Raw genomic sequence first — 16,775 nt, 5'->3', positions numbered from 1 at the left:
GGCCTCTACGATGGGTCGCGTGCGACACCTCATGCGCGCTCTGTGGGGCGAGACCCGCGCTCTGTGGGACAAGGGCCGCGCCCTGTGGGGCGAGACCAGTGCGCCGGACTCGCCCCGCCCCGGCTGGCGCGACTGGGCGCTGGTCGGGGTGCTGGTGCCCGCGGCCGTGCTGGAGGGGGTCCTCCGGCCGGATGTCCCGTCGCGGGCCCTGTCGTTGGTCGTCGGGGTCGGCCTCATCCCGACGCTGCTGTGGCGGCGGACGAAGCCGCTGCTCATGGTCGGGATCGCGTTCGGCACGCTGCTGTTCACCCAGGTGTGGATGCTGGTGCTGGGCGGCGGGCAGCCGGGGCTCAACATGATGGTCTATATGCTGCTGCTGCCCTACGCGCTGTTCCGCTGGGGATCGAAGCGCGAGGCGATGCTCGGGTTGCCGGTGATACTGGTGCCTGCTGTGCTCTCGGTCCCGCTCACCAGTACCGGCCCGGGCGACGCGATCGCCGGGCTGGCCATCCTCTTCGCCTCGATGGTGTTGGGCGAGGCACTGCGGTTCCGGGCGTACGCCCGCGCCCGGCAGCTCGAACAGGTCAAACTGGTCGAGCGCGAGCAACTGGCTCGCGATTTGCACGACACGGTCGCCCACCACGTGTCGGCCATCGCGATCCGGGCCCAGGCGGGGCTGGCCGTGTCGGCGACCGACCCCGCCGCCGCCGGCGAGGCGCTACGGGTGATCGAGACGGAGGCGTCGCTCACCCTGGCCGAGATGCGCTCGATGGTCCGCGTCCTGCGCCGCGCCGGCGAGCGCGCCGGCCTGGCCCCGCTGCCGCTGGTCGCCGATCTGCACGACCTCCGCGGCGTCGGCGCGGGCCCCGCGGTCGACGTCGAGATCACCGGTGACGTCGCCGGTCTCGCTCCCGCGCTGTCGACGGCGGTCTACCGGCTCGTTCAGGAGTCGGTCACCAACGCCCGCCGGCACGCACGCCACGCCTCGCGCATCGAGGTGCGGGTCGCGGCCGGCGAGCGGTCGGTGCGCCTGCGGGTGAGCGACGACGGCGACGCCGTTCACCCGCGGTCGGGCAGCTCGCCCGGCTATGGTCTCCTGGGGATGGCGGAACGGGCGGGTCTGCTCGGCGGTTCGCTCAGCGCCGGCCCGAACCCCGGCTGCGGATGGACCGTGACCGCCGTGCTTCCGAGGAACGGATCGGCATCGTGAGCGTGCGTGTGGTGGTCGCCGACGATCAGGAGATCGTACGGACCGGGCTCACCATGATCCTGAACGCGCAGCCCGGCATCACGGTCGTCGGCCAGGCCGCCGACGGCCACCGCGCCGTCGAACTCGCCCGCTCGCTGCGCCCCGAGGTCTGTCTGTTCGACATCCGCATGCCGGGGATCGACGGCATCGAGGCGACCCGGCGGCTCACCGGTAGCGGGGCCGCCGACCCGCCGGCGGTGGTGGTGATCACCACCTTCGATCTCGACGAGTACGTCCACGCCGCCCTCAAGGCGGGCGCCCGCGGCTTCCTCCTCAAGGACGCCGGACCCGACATGCTCGCGCAGGCCGTTCATGCGGCGGCGCGCGGGGATGCGCTGATCGCGCCGAGCGTCACGGCGCGTCTGCTCGCGGCGTTCGCCCACACCGGGGAGGCCTCGACGGCGCCGCCGCAGCCGGTCGAGGCGCTGACCCACCGCGAGGAGGCGGTGCTCGCCGCGGTGGCCCGGGGGCGGACCAACGCCGAGGTCGCCGCCGAGCTGCACATCAGTCTCAGTACGGTCAAGACCCATGTCGCTCGCCTGATGGACAAGCTCGGCGCCCGCAACCGCGTCGAGATCGCGATGTGGGCCTACGAGACGAACCGCGCCGGGGGTTGACCCCACCCGCTGCCCGGGCGGCCGGCAACGGGCGGTGAGGGTCCGCGTCGCGCGCGGCGTTGGCCCGGCCTGGCCTGGCCTGGCGGTGCCCCGGTGCCCCGGCTTCGTGCGCGGAGAAAACCGGTACCGCCGAGGGCAGCGGGATGGGTACCGTGTCGGCGGTCGGGGCGGTGTCCGCGAACCGGCCGTGCCGGTCGCGCCGGCCCCTGCCGTCCGGGGCTGCCGCGCTGTCGAAGGGCCGGCCCGCTCACCGCGCATGGACGAAGAGACCGCGCATGGACGACCGAGGGGGCGCACGATGCCGAAGGCCACACTGCGAGGCGTCACGCTGGACTGTTCCGACCCGGGGGTGCTGGCCCGCTTCTACCAGGAGCTGACCGGTATGCCGATCGCCTTCAGCACGGCCGGGTTTGTCGCCTTGACCGGCGATGGCTGCGACCTGGGTTTCCAGCGGGTCGAGGAGTACCGGGCGCCGTCCTGGCCCGGTCAGGACGTACCCCAGCAGTCCCATCTGGACTTCCGCGTCGAAGGCCTCGATGCGGCCGAGGCGCTGGCGCTGGGGCTCGGCGCGGTGAAGCCGGACCACCAGCCCGGCGGCGAGCGGTGGCGGGTGCTCCTCGACCCCGCCGGTCACCCGTTCTGCCTGAGCTCCGGCTGACCGTACGGCCCCCTCCGCAGCCACCGCGGGGCCCGTGAGGCGCCACCGCCATGGGCACCCTGCCGGATCCTGCCCGGCTGCCCTCTGCGGCACGGGAGCACGCGAACGATCACGCACCGGACGCGGCGGTCACGCACCGGACGCGGCGAGCGCCTCTCCGGGCCGGGTTGGCGACCGCGGACGATGACACCGAGTACCCCGCGGCTCTGGCCGGTACCGCGGGCAAGAGGCGGGCCGGCCACGCGCCTTGCCCGCGGGAGACGTCAGCACCGCGGCGGCGCCGGTCCGCGGAGGGGGCCGGGGGCGGCGGGGAGCCGGGGCGCACACCGTGCCGAGTCGGCACCGCTGGCCCCGCGCAGCGGGTCAGCGGTGCATCCGGTGCAGGGCTCTCATCGCACCGGCGACGCACTCCTCGTCGCCGGCACCGGCGAGCCTGCGTGCGTGGTCGCCGCCGTTGAGGCCGAGCAGTACGGGCTCGCCGAAGGCCTTGTACCCGTTGACCCACCAGGCCCACAGGCCGGGATCGTCGGGGTCGAACCATTCGATGACATCGGCGTCCTCGTCCCAGAAGGGCCTGGGGAACGCGAGCCACAACTTGTCCAGGAGACCTGCTCCGAGTGCGCGGACGGCCTCCTGCTTGCCGTCGGGCAGCGCCGGGTCGAAGTCGATCGCCGAGGCCTTGAGGACTCCGATCGGGACGGTCACCACGACACGGTCCGCCCGCACGGTGTTCCCGTCCCGCAGGGCCACCGTCACCCCCTCCGGCCCGTACCGGATGCCGGTGACGACGTGCCGGGTGCGCACCGGGATGTCGCCGCGGATGTGGCCGAGAAGTCGGTCGTAGCCGAGGGGCAGCAGGAGGTCGGGGCCCTCGGGGCTGCGGCCCTCGAGCGTGGCCGTCACGGAGAGCTGACGGGGCTCGGCGGCGTACTCCAGCGGGTAGCTGATGGTGAGCGCGGTGCGCAGTGCGGCGGAGGGGCACTGCGGTGTCACCGAGGCGACGGTGGATTCGTCCGGGTCCTCCACGTCGTCCAGCTTCCTTTCGTACCGGGCGAGTTCACGCATCGCTTCGTCGTTCCCGCCGGTGGAGTTGTCGTCGTCGAAGGTGTGGCGGGGGTCGCCGGTGTGTTCGAGGATGCCGGTGAGGGCGTTGCCCGAGGTACCGTGGATCCAGGAGGCGCCCATCTCCGCCGGCGCTCCGGCTATCCGGCGAGTCCACACGCGGCCGCCGACTCGGTCCCGGCCTTCCGGTCGTGTCCCTTCTCGTGGTGTAGCCGATCATCCGGCGGTCGTGTTGGTGGTGTCGGGTAGCGCGGGGGCGCGTTCGGAGCGCTCGGCGGGGTAGAGCTGGTCCATGCTTCCTTCGGGCAGGTAGCGGCGGGGGAAGGCGATCCATTCGTCGTGCAGTTCGAAGAGCACGGCGGTGACCAGCCGTAGGAGCGCGTCATCGTTGGGGAAGACCTGGACGACGTCGGTGCGGCGCTTGACCTCGCGGTTGATCCGCTCCAGTGGCTCCGGGAAGGCGGCGAAGGCGGTCAGTTCGTCCTTCGCGTCCAGCAGCATCTCCCTGACCTTCGGGAACTGCTTGCCGAGCATGTCGGCGACGGTGTCGAGCTGGGTGCGGACCGCGTCGGCTGTGGGCTGGGCGAAGATCGTGCGGATCGTCGTGGCGACCATCTCCGCCGCGTCCTTCTTGATCACGCTGAACACGTTGCGCAGGAAGTGAAGCCGTAAAGAATCAACGCGTTGCTTTCATAGGACAAGATCGTTGCTCTGGTATGAGCTTCGCCGCCGACGTTCTGGATCAGCTTGCGCTGCGGTTCCAGGTCGTCTTGCCGCATCTGAACGAGCGTCAGCGGCGTCTGATGCTGGCGCAGGAGGCGCGACTGCTCGGACACGGTGGGGTACGGGGCCGTTGCGCGGGTGGCCGGGGTGAGCGAGAGCACGGTCCGTAACGGGGTGTTCGAGCTGGAGGCCGGTGGGGATCCGCTGCCGGATGGCTGCATCCGGCGCCCCGGTGGTGGCCGCAAGCCCGCCGAGGAACAAGATCCTTCCCTGGTTCCGGCGTTGCTGAAGCTGGTGGAGCCGGACGAGCGGGGTGATCCGATGTCGCCGCTGCGCTGGACCACCAAGTCCCTGCGCAACCTCGCAGAGGAGCTGACCCGGCAGGGTCACCCGGTCTCTGATCCGACCGTCGGGCGGCTTCTGAAAAGGCAGGGCTTCAGCCTGCAGGCCAGCGCCAAGACGCTGGAGGGCAAGCAGCACCCCGATCGAGACGCGCAGTTCCACTACATCAACGAGCAGGTCACGGAGTACCAGTCCGGCGGTCAGCCGGTGATCAGCATCGATGCCAAGAAGAAGGAACAGCTGGGGCAGCTGCCGAACCCCGGGCGGCAGTGGCGCCCCGCCGGCGATCCCGTGCAGGTGGAGGACCACAGCTTCTACTTCATCGGCCCCGACGTCGACGTGGCGATCCCCTTCGGCATCTACGACTTGGCCCACGACAGCGGCTGGGTGAACGTCGGCATCGATCACGACACCTCCGTGTTCGCCGTCGAGTCGATCCGCCGCTGGGGGCCGGCCCGCGGTCGGGTGGACTACCCGGATGCCGACAGATTGTTGATCACCGCGGACTGCGGAGGGTCCAACAGCTACCGCTACAGGTTATGGAAGGCCGAACTCGTTGCGTTCGCCGCCCAGATGGGGCTCACGGTGACCGTCTGCCACTTTCCGCCGGGCACTTCGAAATGGAATAAGGTCGAGCATCGGCTGTTCTCCCACATCACCATAAACTGGCGTGGCAGGCCCCTGACCAGCCACGAAGTCGTGGTCAACAGCATTGCCGCGACCCGCACCCGCACTGGCCTGCGCGTTCGCGCAGAGTTGGACACCGGGACCTACCCGGTGGGAACTTCCGTCAGTTGCGAGCACCTGCGCTCACTGCCGATCACACCTCATGACCAGCACGGATCCTGGAACTACACGATCGCCCCGGCCGGCGCCGCCGGCAACTGCGCGATCAACACGAGCGACCGGGACCAGACCAGGTCACAGGTCCTGGCGATGCTCGCCGACCCGCGTCTGAGCGGCATGACCTCATCGGAGCTGGACGCACTGTGCGCCCAACTGGCCCCCGCGCAAGCCGCCCAGGCCGAACAACGCAAGTTCCAGCAGCGCGGCGGCCGCCGTCTGAAAGCCCCCGGAGCACACGGCAGACCCCTGCTCTCGAACGCCGACCGCGTCCTCACCACAGTGATCTACCTACGCCGCGTCTGCTCCCAGAAGGTTCTCGTCGAGCTGCTCGCCATCAACGCGGTCACGATCGGCAAGGTCATCAGTGAGACCCGCATACTCATGGATGCCCAGCAGGTCACCGTCTCGCAGACCGCACACTACTTCTCCTCCGCCCAGGAGCTGCGCGACTGGGCGGAGGACGGCGCGACCACCAGCCGGATGGAACTCTCCCAGACCCTGTCGCACCCCGCCCTCACTGGCATGTCCCGCCCGGACTTCCAGGCGCTGATCGACCGAATCACCGTGCCCTATCAGGCCGCGCTCGAACAACGTCGGCATCGCCAGCGCGGTGGTGATCGGCGCCCGGGAACCCGTGGTGGCGTCTTCCGTCAAAAGATCACCGACGCGGACCGGGTCCTGGCGACGGTCCTTTCCCAGCGAGATCTATGCGACCAGCAATCCCTGGCCACCTTGTTCGGTGTCAGCCGCGGCACCATCCGCGACGCCATCGAGGACGTCCGTCCCCTCCTCGAACAGGACACGTACGTCCCGACGCTCGCCGAACGACGCTTTGCCGCGGCCGCCGACGTACTCGCATCCGTCACAGAAGACAGCGAAACACCATTGAATCCTTACGGCTTCACCTGCTGCGGAACTCCTTCCGCTATGCCGCCCGCCAGGACTGGGACAAGATCGCCAAGCTCCTCAAGCCCGTCTACACCGCACCGACCGAGGAAGCCGCCCTGGAGCGGTTCGCGGAGTTCGCCGACGCCTGGGGGCGGAGGTATCCGGCGATCGTGCGGCTCTGGGAGAACGCGTGGGAAGAGTTCACCCCGTTCCTCCGCTTCGACACCGAGATCCGCCGGAGCGTCTGCACCACGAACGCCATCGAGTCCGTCAACGCCAGGATCCGGCGGGCAGTCAAAGCCCGCGGTCACTTCCCCAACGAGCAGGCCGCATTGAAGTGCGTCTACATGGCGATCATGTCGCTCGATCCCACCGGCATGGGCCAGGCTCGCTGGACCATGCGCTGGAAGACCGCACTGAACGCCTTCGACATCACCTTCGACGGCCGTCTCTCCGCGGCCCGTCAGTAACCCAACAACCCCAGTTACACCGGCTCGTTTGACAGACCCTGTATCGGCTGGTGCTCACGCACGCGACGGCGGATAGGACGCTCCCTGCCGGGCCAGGGGACGTCGTCGTTCAGGGCGAGCATCTCGGAGTGTGGATCGCAGGGCAGGTGGCTGGGGGAACCGGCTTGACCAACTTCCTGGCTCCGCACGGGGGTTCGACCCGCGTGAACCGGCCTGCGATCCGGCTCATCAGGCCCTCGAACGCCTCCCGCGGGCGGGCTGGATACACTGTGAGCTGCGCCCACCGCGTGATCGTTTGTCTTCACACACCGATGATCAACGGTGGCCGCACCCGTCTCCACAGTGCGTCAGGGGCGCGCAGGTTCGCCTGCCGTCCCGGGTCAGGAGGACATGTGCAACGTGGCGAGGTCTGGTGGGTGGACTTCGACGAGCGGCGACTGTTCGTACTGCTGGCGGTAGACGACGCGTCCGGGATCCGGGCGATGCAGGTCGTCGCTCCGGCGGGCGTCGACATGAGCGGTCTGGGCGTCGAAGTGCGAGTTGGCGCCATGGAAGGGCTGCCCTTTGAGGGCGTGCTGCGGTTCGCGTTCAGGCGTCCAGGCTTTACCCCTTGCACATGGCTGACCACTGTGTCACGGGACGACCTGATCGAGCGGGCAGCCGTCCTGTCCTCGGCGAAGCTCAGCGAGATTGACGATGCCCTCCGACTCGCTGAACAACCGCAGGAGCAGACCCCGGCAATGACCGCGAAGCTCAGCGAGATGAGGGACGCCCTCCGTCGCGGTGAACTCGGATAGAGGGAGAAGGAGCCGACGGCGTGGGCGGTCTCGGCCAGATGGTCGACGCTGTCCGACTGTCGCCTCGGCGCCCCTCACCATCGAGATCACGAACTACGGCTGGAGTACAGGCGGGCCCGCAGGTCGTCCACCAGCGCCGCCGCTGCCCCCAGGCCTGAGGCCGCCCCGTACACGTGGTAGTCCGGACGGATCAATACCGCGTCGGCCCCGTGGCGAGCCAGGAAAGTGCGGTAGACGCCGCCCACGTCGACCACCGACCTGTTATGCGGCGTCCCGTCCTCGGGGAGCAGCGTCACCACGTGCGTACCCAGATCCGTGAGGAATGCCGACTGCTCCGCGTTGAGGTCGGCGTCAGCGCCCTCTGCCAGCATCAGAACGAAGCCGCGGCCGACCACATCATCGAAAAGGCCCGTGCCTCTAAGGCCGCGTATCTGGCCTTGGGGGACCACCTCGCCCGCCGGGGATATGGGCGACCCGTCCACACTCCGGTGAAGGAGCCCTTCTGTGAGGGGCAACGCCGGGTCCGGGACCGCCGGACTGCGGCCGCGGCGGCCCGCCAGGATCGTGGAATCGCGCTCGGCCGCAGCCACGGGGTCCGTCACACAGATCACCCGGCCTAGCTGGACCGAGGACAGAATCGACTTGTGTACCTGCGCGCGGCGTTCCTCTGTGTAGGTGTCGAGAAGCGACTCCGGGGCGAGGCCGCCCACTACCAGGTCCAGCTTCCACGCCAGGTTGACGACGTCGCGGATGCCCGAGCACATGCCCTGCCCGGCGAACGGCGGCATCAGATGGGCCGCGTCCCCGGCCAGCAGTACCCGACCGACCCGCCACTGCTCGGCCCAGCGGGACTGGAAGATGTACGTGGTGCTGCGCAGCAGCGTCGCCCTGTCGGGGGTCACCCCGTAGGGAGCGAGAAGCCGCCAGGCAGTTTCCTCCCGGTTCAGGTCCGCGGCACGCTCGCCGGGCAGCCGCATGAACTCCCAGCGCCGATGCCCCGGACCGCTGCCGACCAGGGTAGTAGGCCTAGCAGGGTCACAGATCTGGACGTTGGTGGGGACGAACTCGCCCGGCTCGCGCAGCTGCACATCGCACAGCAGCCACTCGTAGGAAAAGCCGAGATCGGTGACCGGCACATCCAGATGGTCCCGGACGAAGCTGTTGGAACCGTCACAGCCCACCACCCACCTCGCGGTGTACGTCTGGGCTACGCCGTCCTCGTCCTCGGCCGTCACCACGACCCGGTCGTCTTGCTCCTCGATTCCCACCACCTGGCTGCCCCGTACCACAGTCACTCCGGGCAGCCCGGCTGCCCGCGAGGCTAACAGTCCCTCGAGGGCGGGCTGGTGCATGGTACTGGCGTCAGGCCACCCGTACGGGCCTTCTGTGCGAAAGACGATGTCGAGGAGGACCTCACCGTCGGCGGAATGCCACTGGTAACCGGTGGCGGGCTCGGTGATCCGGCCGAGGCTCGGGCCCGCCCCGCAGCCGGAGAGCAGCCGTGCCGTCTCGCCGTCGAAGCTGGTCGCCCTGGGCAGGGTGTAGGGGCGTCGGCGCCGTTCCAGGACGATGGTCTGTCGGCCGCGCTGTGCCAGCAGGATCCCGAGAGCGGCCCCGACCGGCCCATTGCCGACGACGATCACGTCCGCATCTGTCTCGGCGCTCGCGCCGGCGGGCTGCTTGTGCGGTGACGTCTCGGGCACGGGAAACCCCTCATCGCAGGTGGCCGGCGCAGGCACAACTGCCCGGATTCGGAACGGCGAAAGACTAACAATCCGCACCGTCGTTCGGGCCGCTCGCGGGCTTGGGACTATCAGATCTGGGGATACGCGGCTCCACCTGCACGAGCCTAGGCTGCCGATATTCCCTCACCAACCACGAGGAGCTCGTCCGGCATGCAACAAGCAACGGCGCAGTTCGAGAAATGGGTGAGTGTCTCGCACCCCGCGCCGCAGAGCAATGTGCGGCTTGCGTGCCTTCCGTACGCGGGCGGCTCCGCAAGTTTCTTCTTCCCGGTGTCCAAGGCGCTGCACCCGTCGGTGGAGGTGCTGGCCCTCCAGTACCCAGGTCGGCAGACCCGGCTCCACGAACCGAGGATCGACAACATCCCCGAGTTCGCGGACCAGATCTTCGCCGTGCTGCGGCACCTGGACGACAAGCCACTGGCCCTGTTCGGCCACAGCATGGGCGCCGTCCTCGCGTACGAGGTGGCGCTGCGCATGCAGGACGCCGGGCTGCCCGCGCCGGTACGGCTGTTCGCGTCCGGTCGGCGGGCGCCGTCCCGCTATCGCGACGAGCGGGTGCATGCGGCGAGCGACGCCGAATTCGTGGCCGAGCTCAGGGAACTCAGCGGAACCAACGAGATGCTGCTCGGCGACCCGGAGGTGCTGGCGATGATCCTGCCGGCCATCCGCAGCGACTACACCGCCATTGAACGGTACCGGCACGAGCCCGGCCGACGCCTCGACTGCCCGGTGACCGTGCTCACCGGAGACAGCGACCCCCGGGTCTCCCTTGACGAGGCCGAGGCATGGGCCGAGCACACCACCGGGGCGAGTGAAACGAAGGTCTTCCGGGGCGGCCACTTCTTCCTCGTAGACCGTGGAGCCGAGGTCATCGACCTGGTGGCCCGGCGGCTGCGGCCGTTCTGAAAGACCACCGCGACGTCGCCGGCACCTGACACGCTTCCCCGCTGCCTCAAGTGCCGGCGAGGAACCCCCGACTCACCGAACGCACCGTTCCGAGACCTCGCCAGCACACGGCGAAAGCACGCGCCGAACACCGCGCCGCTCCTTCTCGCCCGGAGGCCACAAGAGAGACCCCCGGGCCCGCGGACCAATCCGACCCTTGATCGGGAGAGAGGCCGAGATGCCCCTCGCCGCCCCCGCGCCGACCGTCGGACGCGCTTCGGTCTGCCCGCGGTCACCGGCGGACTACTTGCGGGCGTCCTCGTCCGCCCATCGGCGCCCGGCTCAGCACTCTCGACCGGTGGGAGGCGCCGGCCCTCGGCGCCGGCATGAACTCGGGTGTCTTCGAGGTGATCGTGGCAATGACAGGCCTTCGTCTCAGCGTCTGCGAACGGACACCCTGACAGCCGCCCCGATGGGGCCCCGGACCACGGACCGGATGCGGTTCGGACCTTTGAACGACGAGGTGACACATGAGCACGATGCTCCTACTGAACGGTCCCAACCTCGGCATCCTGGGCCGTCGCGAGCCCGAGGTCTACGGCACCGACACCCTGGCCGACATCGAGCAGGCGGTCGCCGACGAGGTGAGCGGGCAGGGCTGGAAGGTCCTGTCGATCCAGCGGGAGTCGGAGGGCGATCTGGTGAGCGCTGTCCACGAGCACGGGCCCGACAGCGTCGGCGCCGTGGTCAACCCTGGCGCCCTGATGATCGCCGGCTGGAGCCTGCGGGACGCGCTCGCGAGCTACGAGCACCCGTGGATCGAGGTGCACCTGAGCAACGTGTGGGCGCGAGAGCAGTTCCGGCACGAATCGGTCATCGCCCCGTTGGCCTCCGGCGTCGTGGTAGGACTCGGCGCGTTCGGCTACCGCCTGGCGGCCCGAGCCCTGCTGCACGTGACCGGCATGGTCCGATGACCAGGCCGACGCCGGACCGGCGCGCCGGCGGCGCGGACATCACTGTGCCGTGCCGCGTGGTCTCGTTCGCTCACGACCTGGTGGCCCCGCCCGTGTACGGACGCGAGCTCGCCGACACGATCCCCTGCACCACGTTCGAGCCTCGATGCCCGTAGACGGCAGCAGACGGGTCCTGTACGGGTGAGGGCCGGGCCCCGACACGGAAGTACCGATCGTTCGACCAGCCTCACACGGCTTGACGAGGAGCCCGATGATGTCACTCTCCGATGCAGTACGTGCCGGTGCCGGCCCGCAGGAACTGGCCGCCGCGGAAGTACCGGCGCAGTTCCTCGCCGCGCACCTGCGGATCGAGGACGAGAAGACCTTCGAGGGGATCGAAGGCGACCGCGACGTGCGCGAGACCCTCCACGTGGGCACGGTACCGATGCCGGAACTCGCGCCCGACGAGGTGCTGATAGCCGTCATGGCCAGCTCCATCAACTACAACACGGTCTGGTCCGCGACCTTCGAACCGTTGTCGACCTTCGGCTTCCTCCAGGCCTACGGGCGCCAGGGCGGCTGGGCGAAGCGGCATGACCAGCCCTTCCACGTCCTCGGCTCGGACGCCGCCGGAGTGATCGTCCGCGCCGGTTCCGGCGTGCGGCGCTGGCGGGTCGGTGACCACGTGCTGGTCAACGCGGCCTGTGTCGAGGACCAGGAGGCGTCCGTCCAGGCCGACGGGATGCTCAGCGAGAACCAGCTCGCCTGGGGCTTCGAGACCAACTACGGCGGCCTCGCCCACTACGCCATCGCCCGGGCCAGCCAGTTGATCCCCAAGCCGGCACACCTTACCTGGGAGGAGGCTGCCTCGGTCCCGGCCTGTGGCGGAACCGCGTACCGCATGCTGGTCAGCGACCGCGGCGCACGGATGAAGCAGGGGGACGTGGTCCTGATCTGGGGCGCGTCCGGCGGACTGGGAGCCTACGCCGTTCAGTTGGTGAAGAACGGCGGCGGCATCGCCGTCGGAGTCGTCGGCTCCGAGGAGAAGGCGCGCGCGGCGCGCGCCCTCGGCTGTGACCTGGTGATCAACCGTGAGGAGTACGACTTCGGCGGTGACGCCGACGACGAGCCGGCGGTCGCGGTGGCGCAGGGAAAGCGGCTGGGCCGGCTCATCCGTGACGGCGTGGGCGAGGATCCGCACATCGTCTTCGACCACGTGGGCAAATCCACCTTCGGGCTCTCGGTGTTCCTCGCGCGGCGCGGAGGCACCGTGGTGACCTGCGGTTCGAGCACCGGCTACGAGCACCGGTTCGACAACCGCTATCTGTGGATGCGGCTCAAGCGCATCATCGGCAGCCACGTGGCGAACCTCCAGGAACAGGTCGACACCGCACGACTGTTCGACCAAGGATCGCTGGTGCCCGCACTTACCTCGCTGTTCCCGCTGGAGGAGGCCGGCGAGGCGACCCGGCTGGTGCAGCTCAACCAGCACATCGGCAAGGTGGGCGTGCTCTGCCTGGCCGACCGTCCGGGCCTGGGTGTGACCGACCCCGAGCGGCGCGCCCGGATCGGCGAGGACCGACTGACCCTGATGCGCGCGTACGCGCACGACAGCGTGCGGGCGGCGTGACCATGGAAACGGCACAGGGGTACGTCACATCCGTGCTGGGGACCGGCTCCTACCTGCCCGAACGGGTGGTGACCAACGAGGAGATCGAGGCCCGGGTACCCGGTGCCTCCGCCGAGTGGATCGCCGACCGGACCGCCATCGTCGAACGGCGGTACGCGGCACCGGACGAGGCGGCGTCCGACCTCGCCGTCCACGCCGCGCGCGCCGCCTTGGACCAGGCCGGACTGGACGCGGACGGCATCGACTTCATCATCGTCGCCACGACGACCGGTGACGCCCCGATCCCCTCCACCGCGTCACTGGTGCAACTGGCGCTCGGCGCCCACCGGGCCGCCTGTTTCGACGTCAACATCGCCTGCACCGGGTTCGTCACCGCGCTGTCCATCGCCCGGGCGTACGTGGCGCTGGACCCGACGACGAAGGTCCTGGTCATCGGCACCGACGTGTGGACCCGGTTCATCGACTTCGACAACCGGGCGACCAGTGTTCTGTTCGGGGACGGAGCCGGGGCCGCGGTCATCGGCTCCGTCCCGCATGCGCCCGGCGATCCGGAACGCGGCCTGCTCAAGATCGAGTTGGTGAGCCGGGCCGACGCCCACGAGCTGATCAGCATGCCGGCCGGGGGCAGCCGCCGTCCCGCCTCCGTCGAGACGGTCGCGGACGGTGGCCACCTGCTGAGCATGCAAGGCCGGGGGGTGCGCGACTTCGTCCTGGACAACGTCCCCGGCCTCATCGCCGGGCTGCTCAAGCGCTCCGGCCACGAACCGGCCGACGTCCAGCACTTCGTGCCGCACCAGGCCAATGGCCGGCTGGTGGCGGAACTGGCCGAGGCCAGTGGTCTGGAGCGGGCGAAAACCCATCTGCCGTTGCGTCACGGCGGCAACATCGGTTCCGCGTCGGTGCCGGTCGCACTTGACGCGGCCAACCGTTCCGGCGTGCTACGGGACGGCGACCTGGTGCTCCTGGTGGGCTTCGGCGCGGGTATGGCGGCCGGTGCCGCTCTGCTGCGCTGGACCGTGACCGAGGGCGGGACTCGATGAAGCCGACGGTGGAACGACTGGGTGTGATCGGTGGCGGGACGATGGGCGCCGGCATTGCCGAGGTGAGCCTGCGCGCCGGGGTCGAGGTGACGGTCCTGGTCTCCGCCCCGCACCGGATCGAGGACGCGGTCGGACGGCTGGCGGCCGCGTTCGCCCGCGCGGTGGCCAAGGGCCGGATGACGGTGCCGGAACAGACGGCGGCCATGGCCCGGTTGCGGGTCACCGCCAACGTCGAGGATCTCGCGGACCGGCAGTTCGTCGTGGAGGCCGTGGCCGAGAGACTCGATGTGAAGCAACGGGTGTTCAAGGCGGTGGACAGGGTGCTGGCCGACCCTGCGGCCGTTCTGGCCTCGACGACCTCCAGCCTGCTGGTCGGCGATCTGGCGGAGGCCACCGGTAGAGCCGGGTCCGTGGTGGGAATGCACTTCTTCAATCCCGTACCGCTGATGCCCCTGGTCGAGGTGGTGGTGACGGACCGCACCTCGCAGCAGTGCGCCGCGTCGGCCGAATCCTTCGCCAAGGACACCCTCGGCAAGGAGGTGATCCGCACCGCGGACCGAAGCGGGTTCGTGGTCAACGCCCTGCTCGTGCCGTATCTGATGGCGGCGGTCACGATGTACGACCAGGGCATCGCCGACGCCGACGACATCGACCGGGGAATGGTGCTGGGCTGCGGACATCCCATGGGTCCGCTCGCGCTGCTCGATCTGATCGGGATCGACACGATCACCGACGTGGCCCGCTCGATGGCGGAGCACTCCGACGGCCTGGTCCCCGAACCGCCCCCTTTGCTCGCCCGGATGGTCCAGGAGGGCAGACTGGGCCGCAAGACGGGCCACGGCTTCCACCGGTACGACGAGCCCTCCGGATCCTGACCCGACGACCGACCCGACCACGGTCTGGCCCGGCACGTGTCCCTCCCCTCGTAGTGTGAAGATCCTGACTGCAGGGGCAGTTGGGAGTCATGGCGGAGAGCGGCGGAAGTTCGATGCGGAGTTCCGTGAGGGTGCCGCGCTCTGGGAATGAGCGAGGCGTGGTTCTACAAGACCGCATCCGCCTGCCCACCCGGGCAGACGGCCGGTCATCGACCTGTCCTGCGATGGGTGCCCGTCACGATGCCGAACTGGTCGTCGCCGCCCTGCACATGGCCGTGGCGACCCGCCGGCGGGGACGTGCCAGGTGTCATTTCGGCACGGACCAGCGAGGCGTTCAACAGCGTGCTGAAGGTCGAGTGCGTCCGGGGATTGACGCCCCTGAACGCCTTCCAGATCGCCTTCGATGGCCACCTGACCGCACCGACCAGCGATAACTCAACAACCAAGATCAGCCGTTGAGTTGACACATCCGCGCAGCACTTCTAGCGCAGCCAGGGCAGGTCCGCACCCGCATTGTCCGTCTGGAGTCCATCGGTGACGATCTCCATGATCGCGCCGAGGAACTCCTGCTGCTGGGGGGTGAGTCGGCCGAACAGGGCATGCTGGACGACTGTCGCATAGCCCGGAGCGGCCCGTCTGAGGGCCTCCAGGCCCTCCTCTGTGAGCACCGTGAATTTGCCGCGTTGGCCGGAGGGTGCTTCCTCCCGCCGTACCAAGCCGTCCTTCTCCAAACGTGCGACGGCGTGCGAGAGCCGGGGTCGGGTGATCTTCGCGTGCATCGCCAGCTCCGTCATCTGCAGCCGCTGGTGAGGGGACTCCGCGAGGTTCACCAGGAGCCTGTAGTAGCTGTGAGGCATATTCGCAGTGCGATGCAGTTGGCGGTCCATGCGGTCCTCAAGGAGCGTGGTCGCGTGGACATAGGAGCGCCAGATGCGCTGCTGCTCATCCGTGAGCCATCGGAGCTTCGCGGTGGATGAGTACGCCTTCCTCGTATCCTCCACTTTATGCACAGACTCCTTGAATCTTTAATGAACTCATTGCGCATTTCCCCAATGTCGTTTTACAGCAGCGGTACCGCTCCGTCGGTGACGGCTCGGGCAAGGAGGACCGCACCCTGGAGGGAGGAAAGGCCACCCAGGCGCGCCGGAGCGAGTGGTGGGGCAGGGCGGCCTGGACGCGAGAGGGATGTCAGGTGGGTTGCTGTGCGGTCGACCAGGTCGTCGACGCCTGCCGCGAATCCGCCTCCGATCACAGCGAGGCTGGGGTGGAGCAGTTCGGTGACCCCCATGATGGCAGTGGCCAGGGCCCGGCAGGTGCCGTCGATCGCGGCTGTGGCCCACGGGCGGCCGGTACGGAGTGCTTCGCGCAGCTCTTCGTAGGTGACCGGCTCGCCGCGGAGCTCGCCGGCCCGGGCCAGAGTGGCCGGCCCCGAAGCTGTCGCCTGGAGGCAGCCCTGGCGGCCGCAGACACACACGGGGCCGCCCAACTCGACGACCAGATGGCCCAGTTCGAAGGAGCCGCGGCCCGGGCCGGGGCACAGGCAGCCGCCCAGGACCAGGCCGCCGCCGATGCCGGTACCGACGCCGACGTAGAGCAGATCGGCGCAGTCGGCCGCCGCGGCCTCGGCGAGGGCGGCCACGTCACCGTCATCCGCCCATGCGACGGCCGTTTTGGGCACGAGGGCGCGTAGCGCGGGGCCGAGGGCGAGGCCGGTCCATGTCGGTCGGCTGGGCCAGGAGATGACCTGCTCGTCCGGGCCGACCGTGGCGGGGACGGCGACCCCGGCGGCCTGGAAACCCTCGCCTGTGCGGGCCGCCAGGGTGGTGATGCCGTCCGACAGCAGGGCAAGGTCGCTGTCCGGTCCATCTTGGTGGTGCGGCCAGGAGAACGTGTGCTCCTCGGTACGGCCGTCCGCTGACTCGGCGCGCAGGGCGACCTTTGTGCCCCCTATGTCGATGCCCAGATGCCACAACGGCGGTGAGGCTGTCATTCCGT

General features: G+C 69.5%; 14 protein-coding genes and 4 pseudogenes. 12 read left to right on the top strand and 6 right to left on the bottom strand.

Annotated elements, in window-relative coordinates:
• Window positions 1–19: 19 nt before the first annotated feature.
• From O7595_RS33370 to O7595_RS33360, 3 genes are all read left to right on the top strand, one after another.
• Window positions 20–1,210 carry a sensor histidine kinase gene (locus O7595_RS33370; protein ID WP_269732308.1) on the top strand — a complete coding sequence of 397 codons (1,191 nt, stop codon included), beginning with the start codon at window positions 20–22 and terminating at the stop codon, window positions 1,208–1,210.
• Window positions 1,207–1,866 carry a response regulator gene (locus tag O7595_RS33365; protein WP_269732307.1) on the top strand — a complete coding sequence of 220 codons (660 nt, stop codon included), beginning with the start codon at window positions 1,207–1,209 and terminating at the stop codon, window positions 1,864–1,866. The genes O7595_RS33370 and O7595_RS33365 overlap by 4 nt, the downstream gene beginning before the upstream one ends.
• Window positions 1,867–2,164: 298 nt before the next feature.
• Complete coding sequence (locus O7595_RS33360; protein WP_269732306.1) at window positions 2,165–2,524, top strand: VOC family protein; 360 nt, start codon at window positions 2,165–2,167, stop codon at window positions 2,522–2,524.
• Between the two features lie 363 nt (window positions 2,525–2,887).
• Here the strand turns inward: O7595_RS33360 and O7595_RS33355 are convergent, their stop codons facing one another.
• The 3 genes and pseudogenes from O7595_RS33355 to O7595_RS33345 all read right to left on the bottom strand — a co-directional run.
• Window positions 2,888–3,589 (bottom strand): flavin monoamine oxidase family protein, encoded by a 702-nt coding sequence (locus O7595_RS33355; protein WP_269732714.1) that lies wholly within the window; start codon window positions 3,587–3,589, stop codon window positions 2,888–2,890.
• Between the two features lie 45 nt (window positions 3,590–3,634).
• Window positions 3,635–3,760: pseudogene (locus tag O7595_RS33350) on the bottom strand (FAD-dependent oxidoreductase); the annotation flags it as partial.
• A gap of 42 nt (window positions 3,761–3,802) precedes the next feature.
• Window positions 3,803–4,255: pseudogene (locus O7595_RS33345) on the bottom strand (transposase); the annotation flags it as partial.
• 47 nt (window positions 4,256–4,302) lie between these two features.
• On the opposite strand from O7595_RS33345, the pseudogene O7595_RS33335 reads away from it, so the two are divergent.
• The 3 genes and pseudogenes from O7595_RS33335 to O7595_RS33325 form a co-directional block, all read left to right on the top strand.
• A pseudogene (locus tag O7595_RS33335) lies at window positions 4,303–6,382 on the top strand (ISAzo13 family transposase); the annotation flags it as partial.
• 17 nt (window positions 6,383–6,399) lie between these two features.
• Window positions 6,400–6,855 (top strand): annotated as a pseudogene (locus tag O7595_RS33330) (transposase); the annotation flags it as partial.
• 392 nt (window positions 6,856–7,247) lie between these two features.
• On the top strand, window positions 7,248–7,652 hold the full coding sequence (locus tag O7595_RS33325) for a type II toxin-antitoxin system PemK/MazF family toxin (protein ID WP_269732304.1): 405 nt from the start codon (window positions 7,248–7,250) through the stop codon (window positions 7,650–7,652).
• 86 nt (window positions 7,653–7,738) lie between these two features.
• On the opposite strand, the gene mhpA is transcribed toward O7595_RS33325, so the two are convergent.
• A complete protein-coding gene (gene mhpA, locus O7595_RS33320; RefSeq protein ID WP_269732303.1) occupies window positions 7,739–9,355 on the bottom strand; it encodes a bifunctional 3-(3-hydroxy-phenyl)propionate/3-hydroxycinnamic acid hydroxylase MhpA in 1,617 nt (538 codons plus the stop codon).
• A gap of 192 nt (window positions 9,356–9,547) precedes the next feature.
• On the opposite strand from mhpA, the gene O7595_RS33315 reads away from it, so the two are divergent.
• The 6 genes from O7595_RS33315 to O7595_RS33290 all read left to right on the top strand — a co-directional run bounded on the left by O7595_RS33315 (window position 9,548) and on the right by O7595_RS33290 (window position 15,239).
• Window positions 9,548–10,303, top strand: a complete 756-nt coding sequence (locus O7595_RS33315) for a thioesterase II family protein (protein WP_269732302.1) — start codon at window positions 9,548–9,550, stop codon at window positions 10,301–10,303.
• A 509-nt stretch (window positions 10,304–10,812) separates the two neighbouring features.
• Window positions 10,813–11,256: a type II 3-dehydroquinate dehydratase gene (locus O7595_RS33310; protein ID WP_269732301.1), complete on the top strand. Its 444-nt coding sequence runs from the start codon at window positions 10,813–10,815 to the stop codon at window positions 11,254–11,256.
• A 250-nt stretch (window positions 11,257–11,506) separates the two neighbouring features.
• Window positions 11,507–12,865, top strand: coding sequence for a crotonyl-CoA carboxylase/reductase (gene ccrA, locus O7595_RS33305; protein WP_269732300.1), 1,359 nt, complete (start codon window positions 11,507–11,509; stop codon window positions 12,863–12,865).
• A gap of 2 nt (window positions 12,866–12,867) precedes the next feature.
• The gene (locus O7595_RS33300; protein ID WP_269732713.1) at window positions 12,868–13,905 is read left to right on the top strand and encodes a 3-oxoacyl-ACP synthase III family protein; all 1,038 of its coding nucleotides are present in this window, start codon (window positions 12,868–12,870) and stop codon (window positions 13,903–13,905) included.
• Window positions 13,902–14,780, top strand: a complete 879-nt coding sequence (locus O7595_RS33295; RefSeq protein WP_269732299.1) for a 3-hydroxybutyryl-CoA dehydrogenase — start codon at window positions 13,902–13,904, stop codon at window positions 14,778–14,780. The genes O7595_RS33300 and O7595_RS33295 overlap by 4 nt, the downstream gene beginning before the upstream one ends.
• A 147-nt stretch (window positions 14,781–14,927) precedes the next feature.
• Window positions 14,928–15,239, top strand: a complete 312-nt coding sequence (locus O7595_RS33290; RefSeq protein WP_269732298.1) for a hypothetical protein — start codon at window positions 14,928–14,930, stop codon at window positions 15,237–15,239.
• Window positions 15,240–15,262: 23 nt separating this feature from the next.
• On the opposite strand, the gene O7595_RS33285 is transcribed toward O7595_RS33290, so the two are convergent.
• Both O7595_RS33285 and O7595_RS33280 read right to left on the bottom strand, forming a co-directional pair.
• Complete coding sequence (locus O7595_RS33285; protein ID WP_269732297.1) at window positions 15,263–15,781, bottom strand: MarR family winged helix-turn-helix transcriptional regulator; 519 nt, start codon at window positions 15,779–15,781, stop codon at window positions 15,263–15,265.
• A 59-nt stretch (window positions 15,782–15,840) separates the two neighbouring features.
• Complete coding sequence (locus tag O7595_RS33280) at window positions 15,841–16,770, bottom strand: ROK family protein (protein ID WP_269732296.1); 930 nt, start codon at window positions 16,768–16,770, stop codon at window positions 15,841–15,843.
• Between the last annotated feature and the right edge of the window lie 5 nt (window positions 16,771–16,775).

This window comes from Streptomyces sp. WMMC940 (assembly GCF_027460265.1).
In the GTDB taxonomy this organism is placed as follows: Bacteria; Actinomycetota; Actinomycetes; order Streptomycetales; family Streptomycetaceae; genus Streptomyces.
This window is presented reverse-complemented; position numbering and strand designations above follow the sequence as displayed.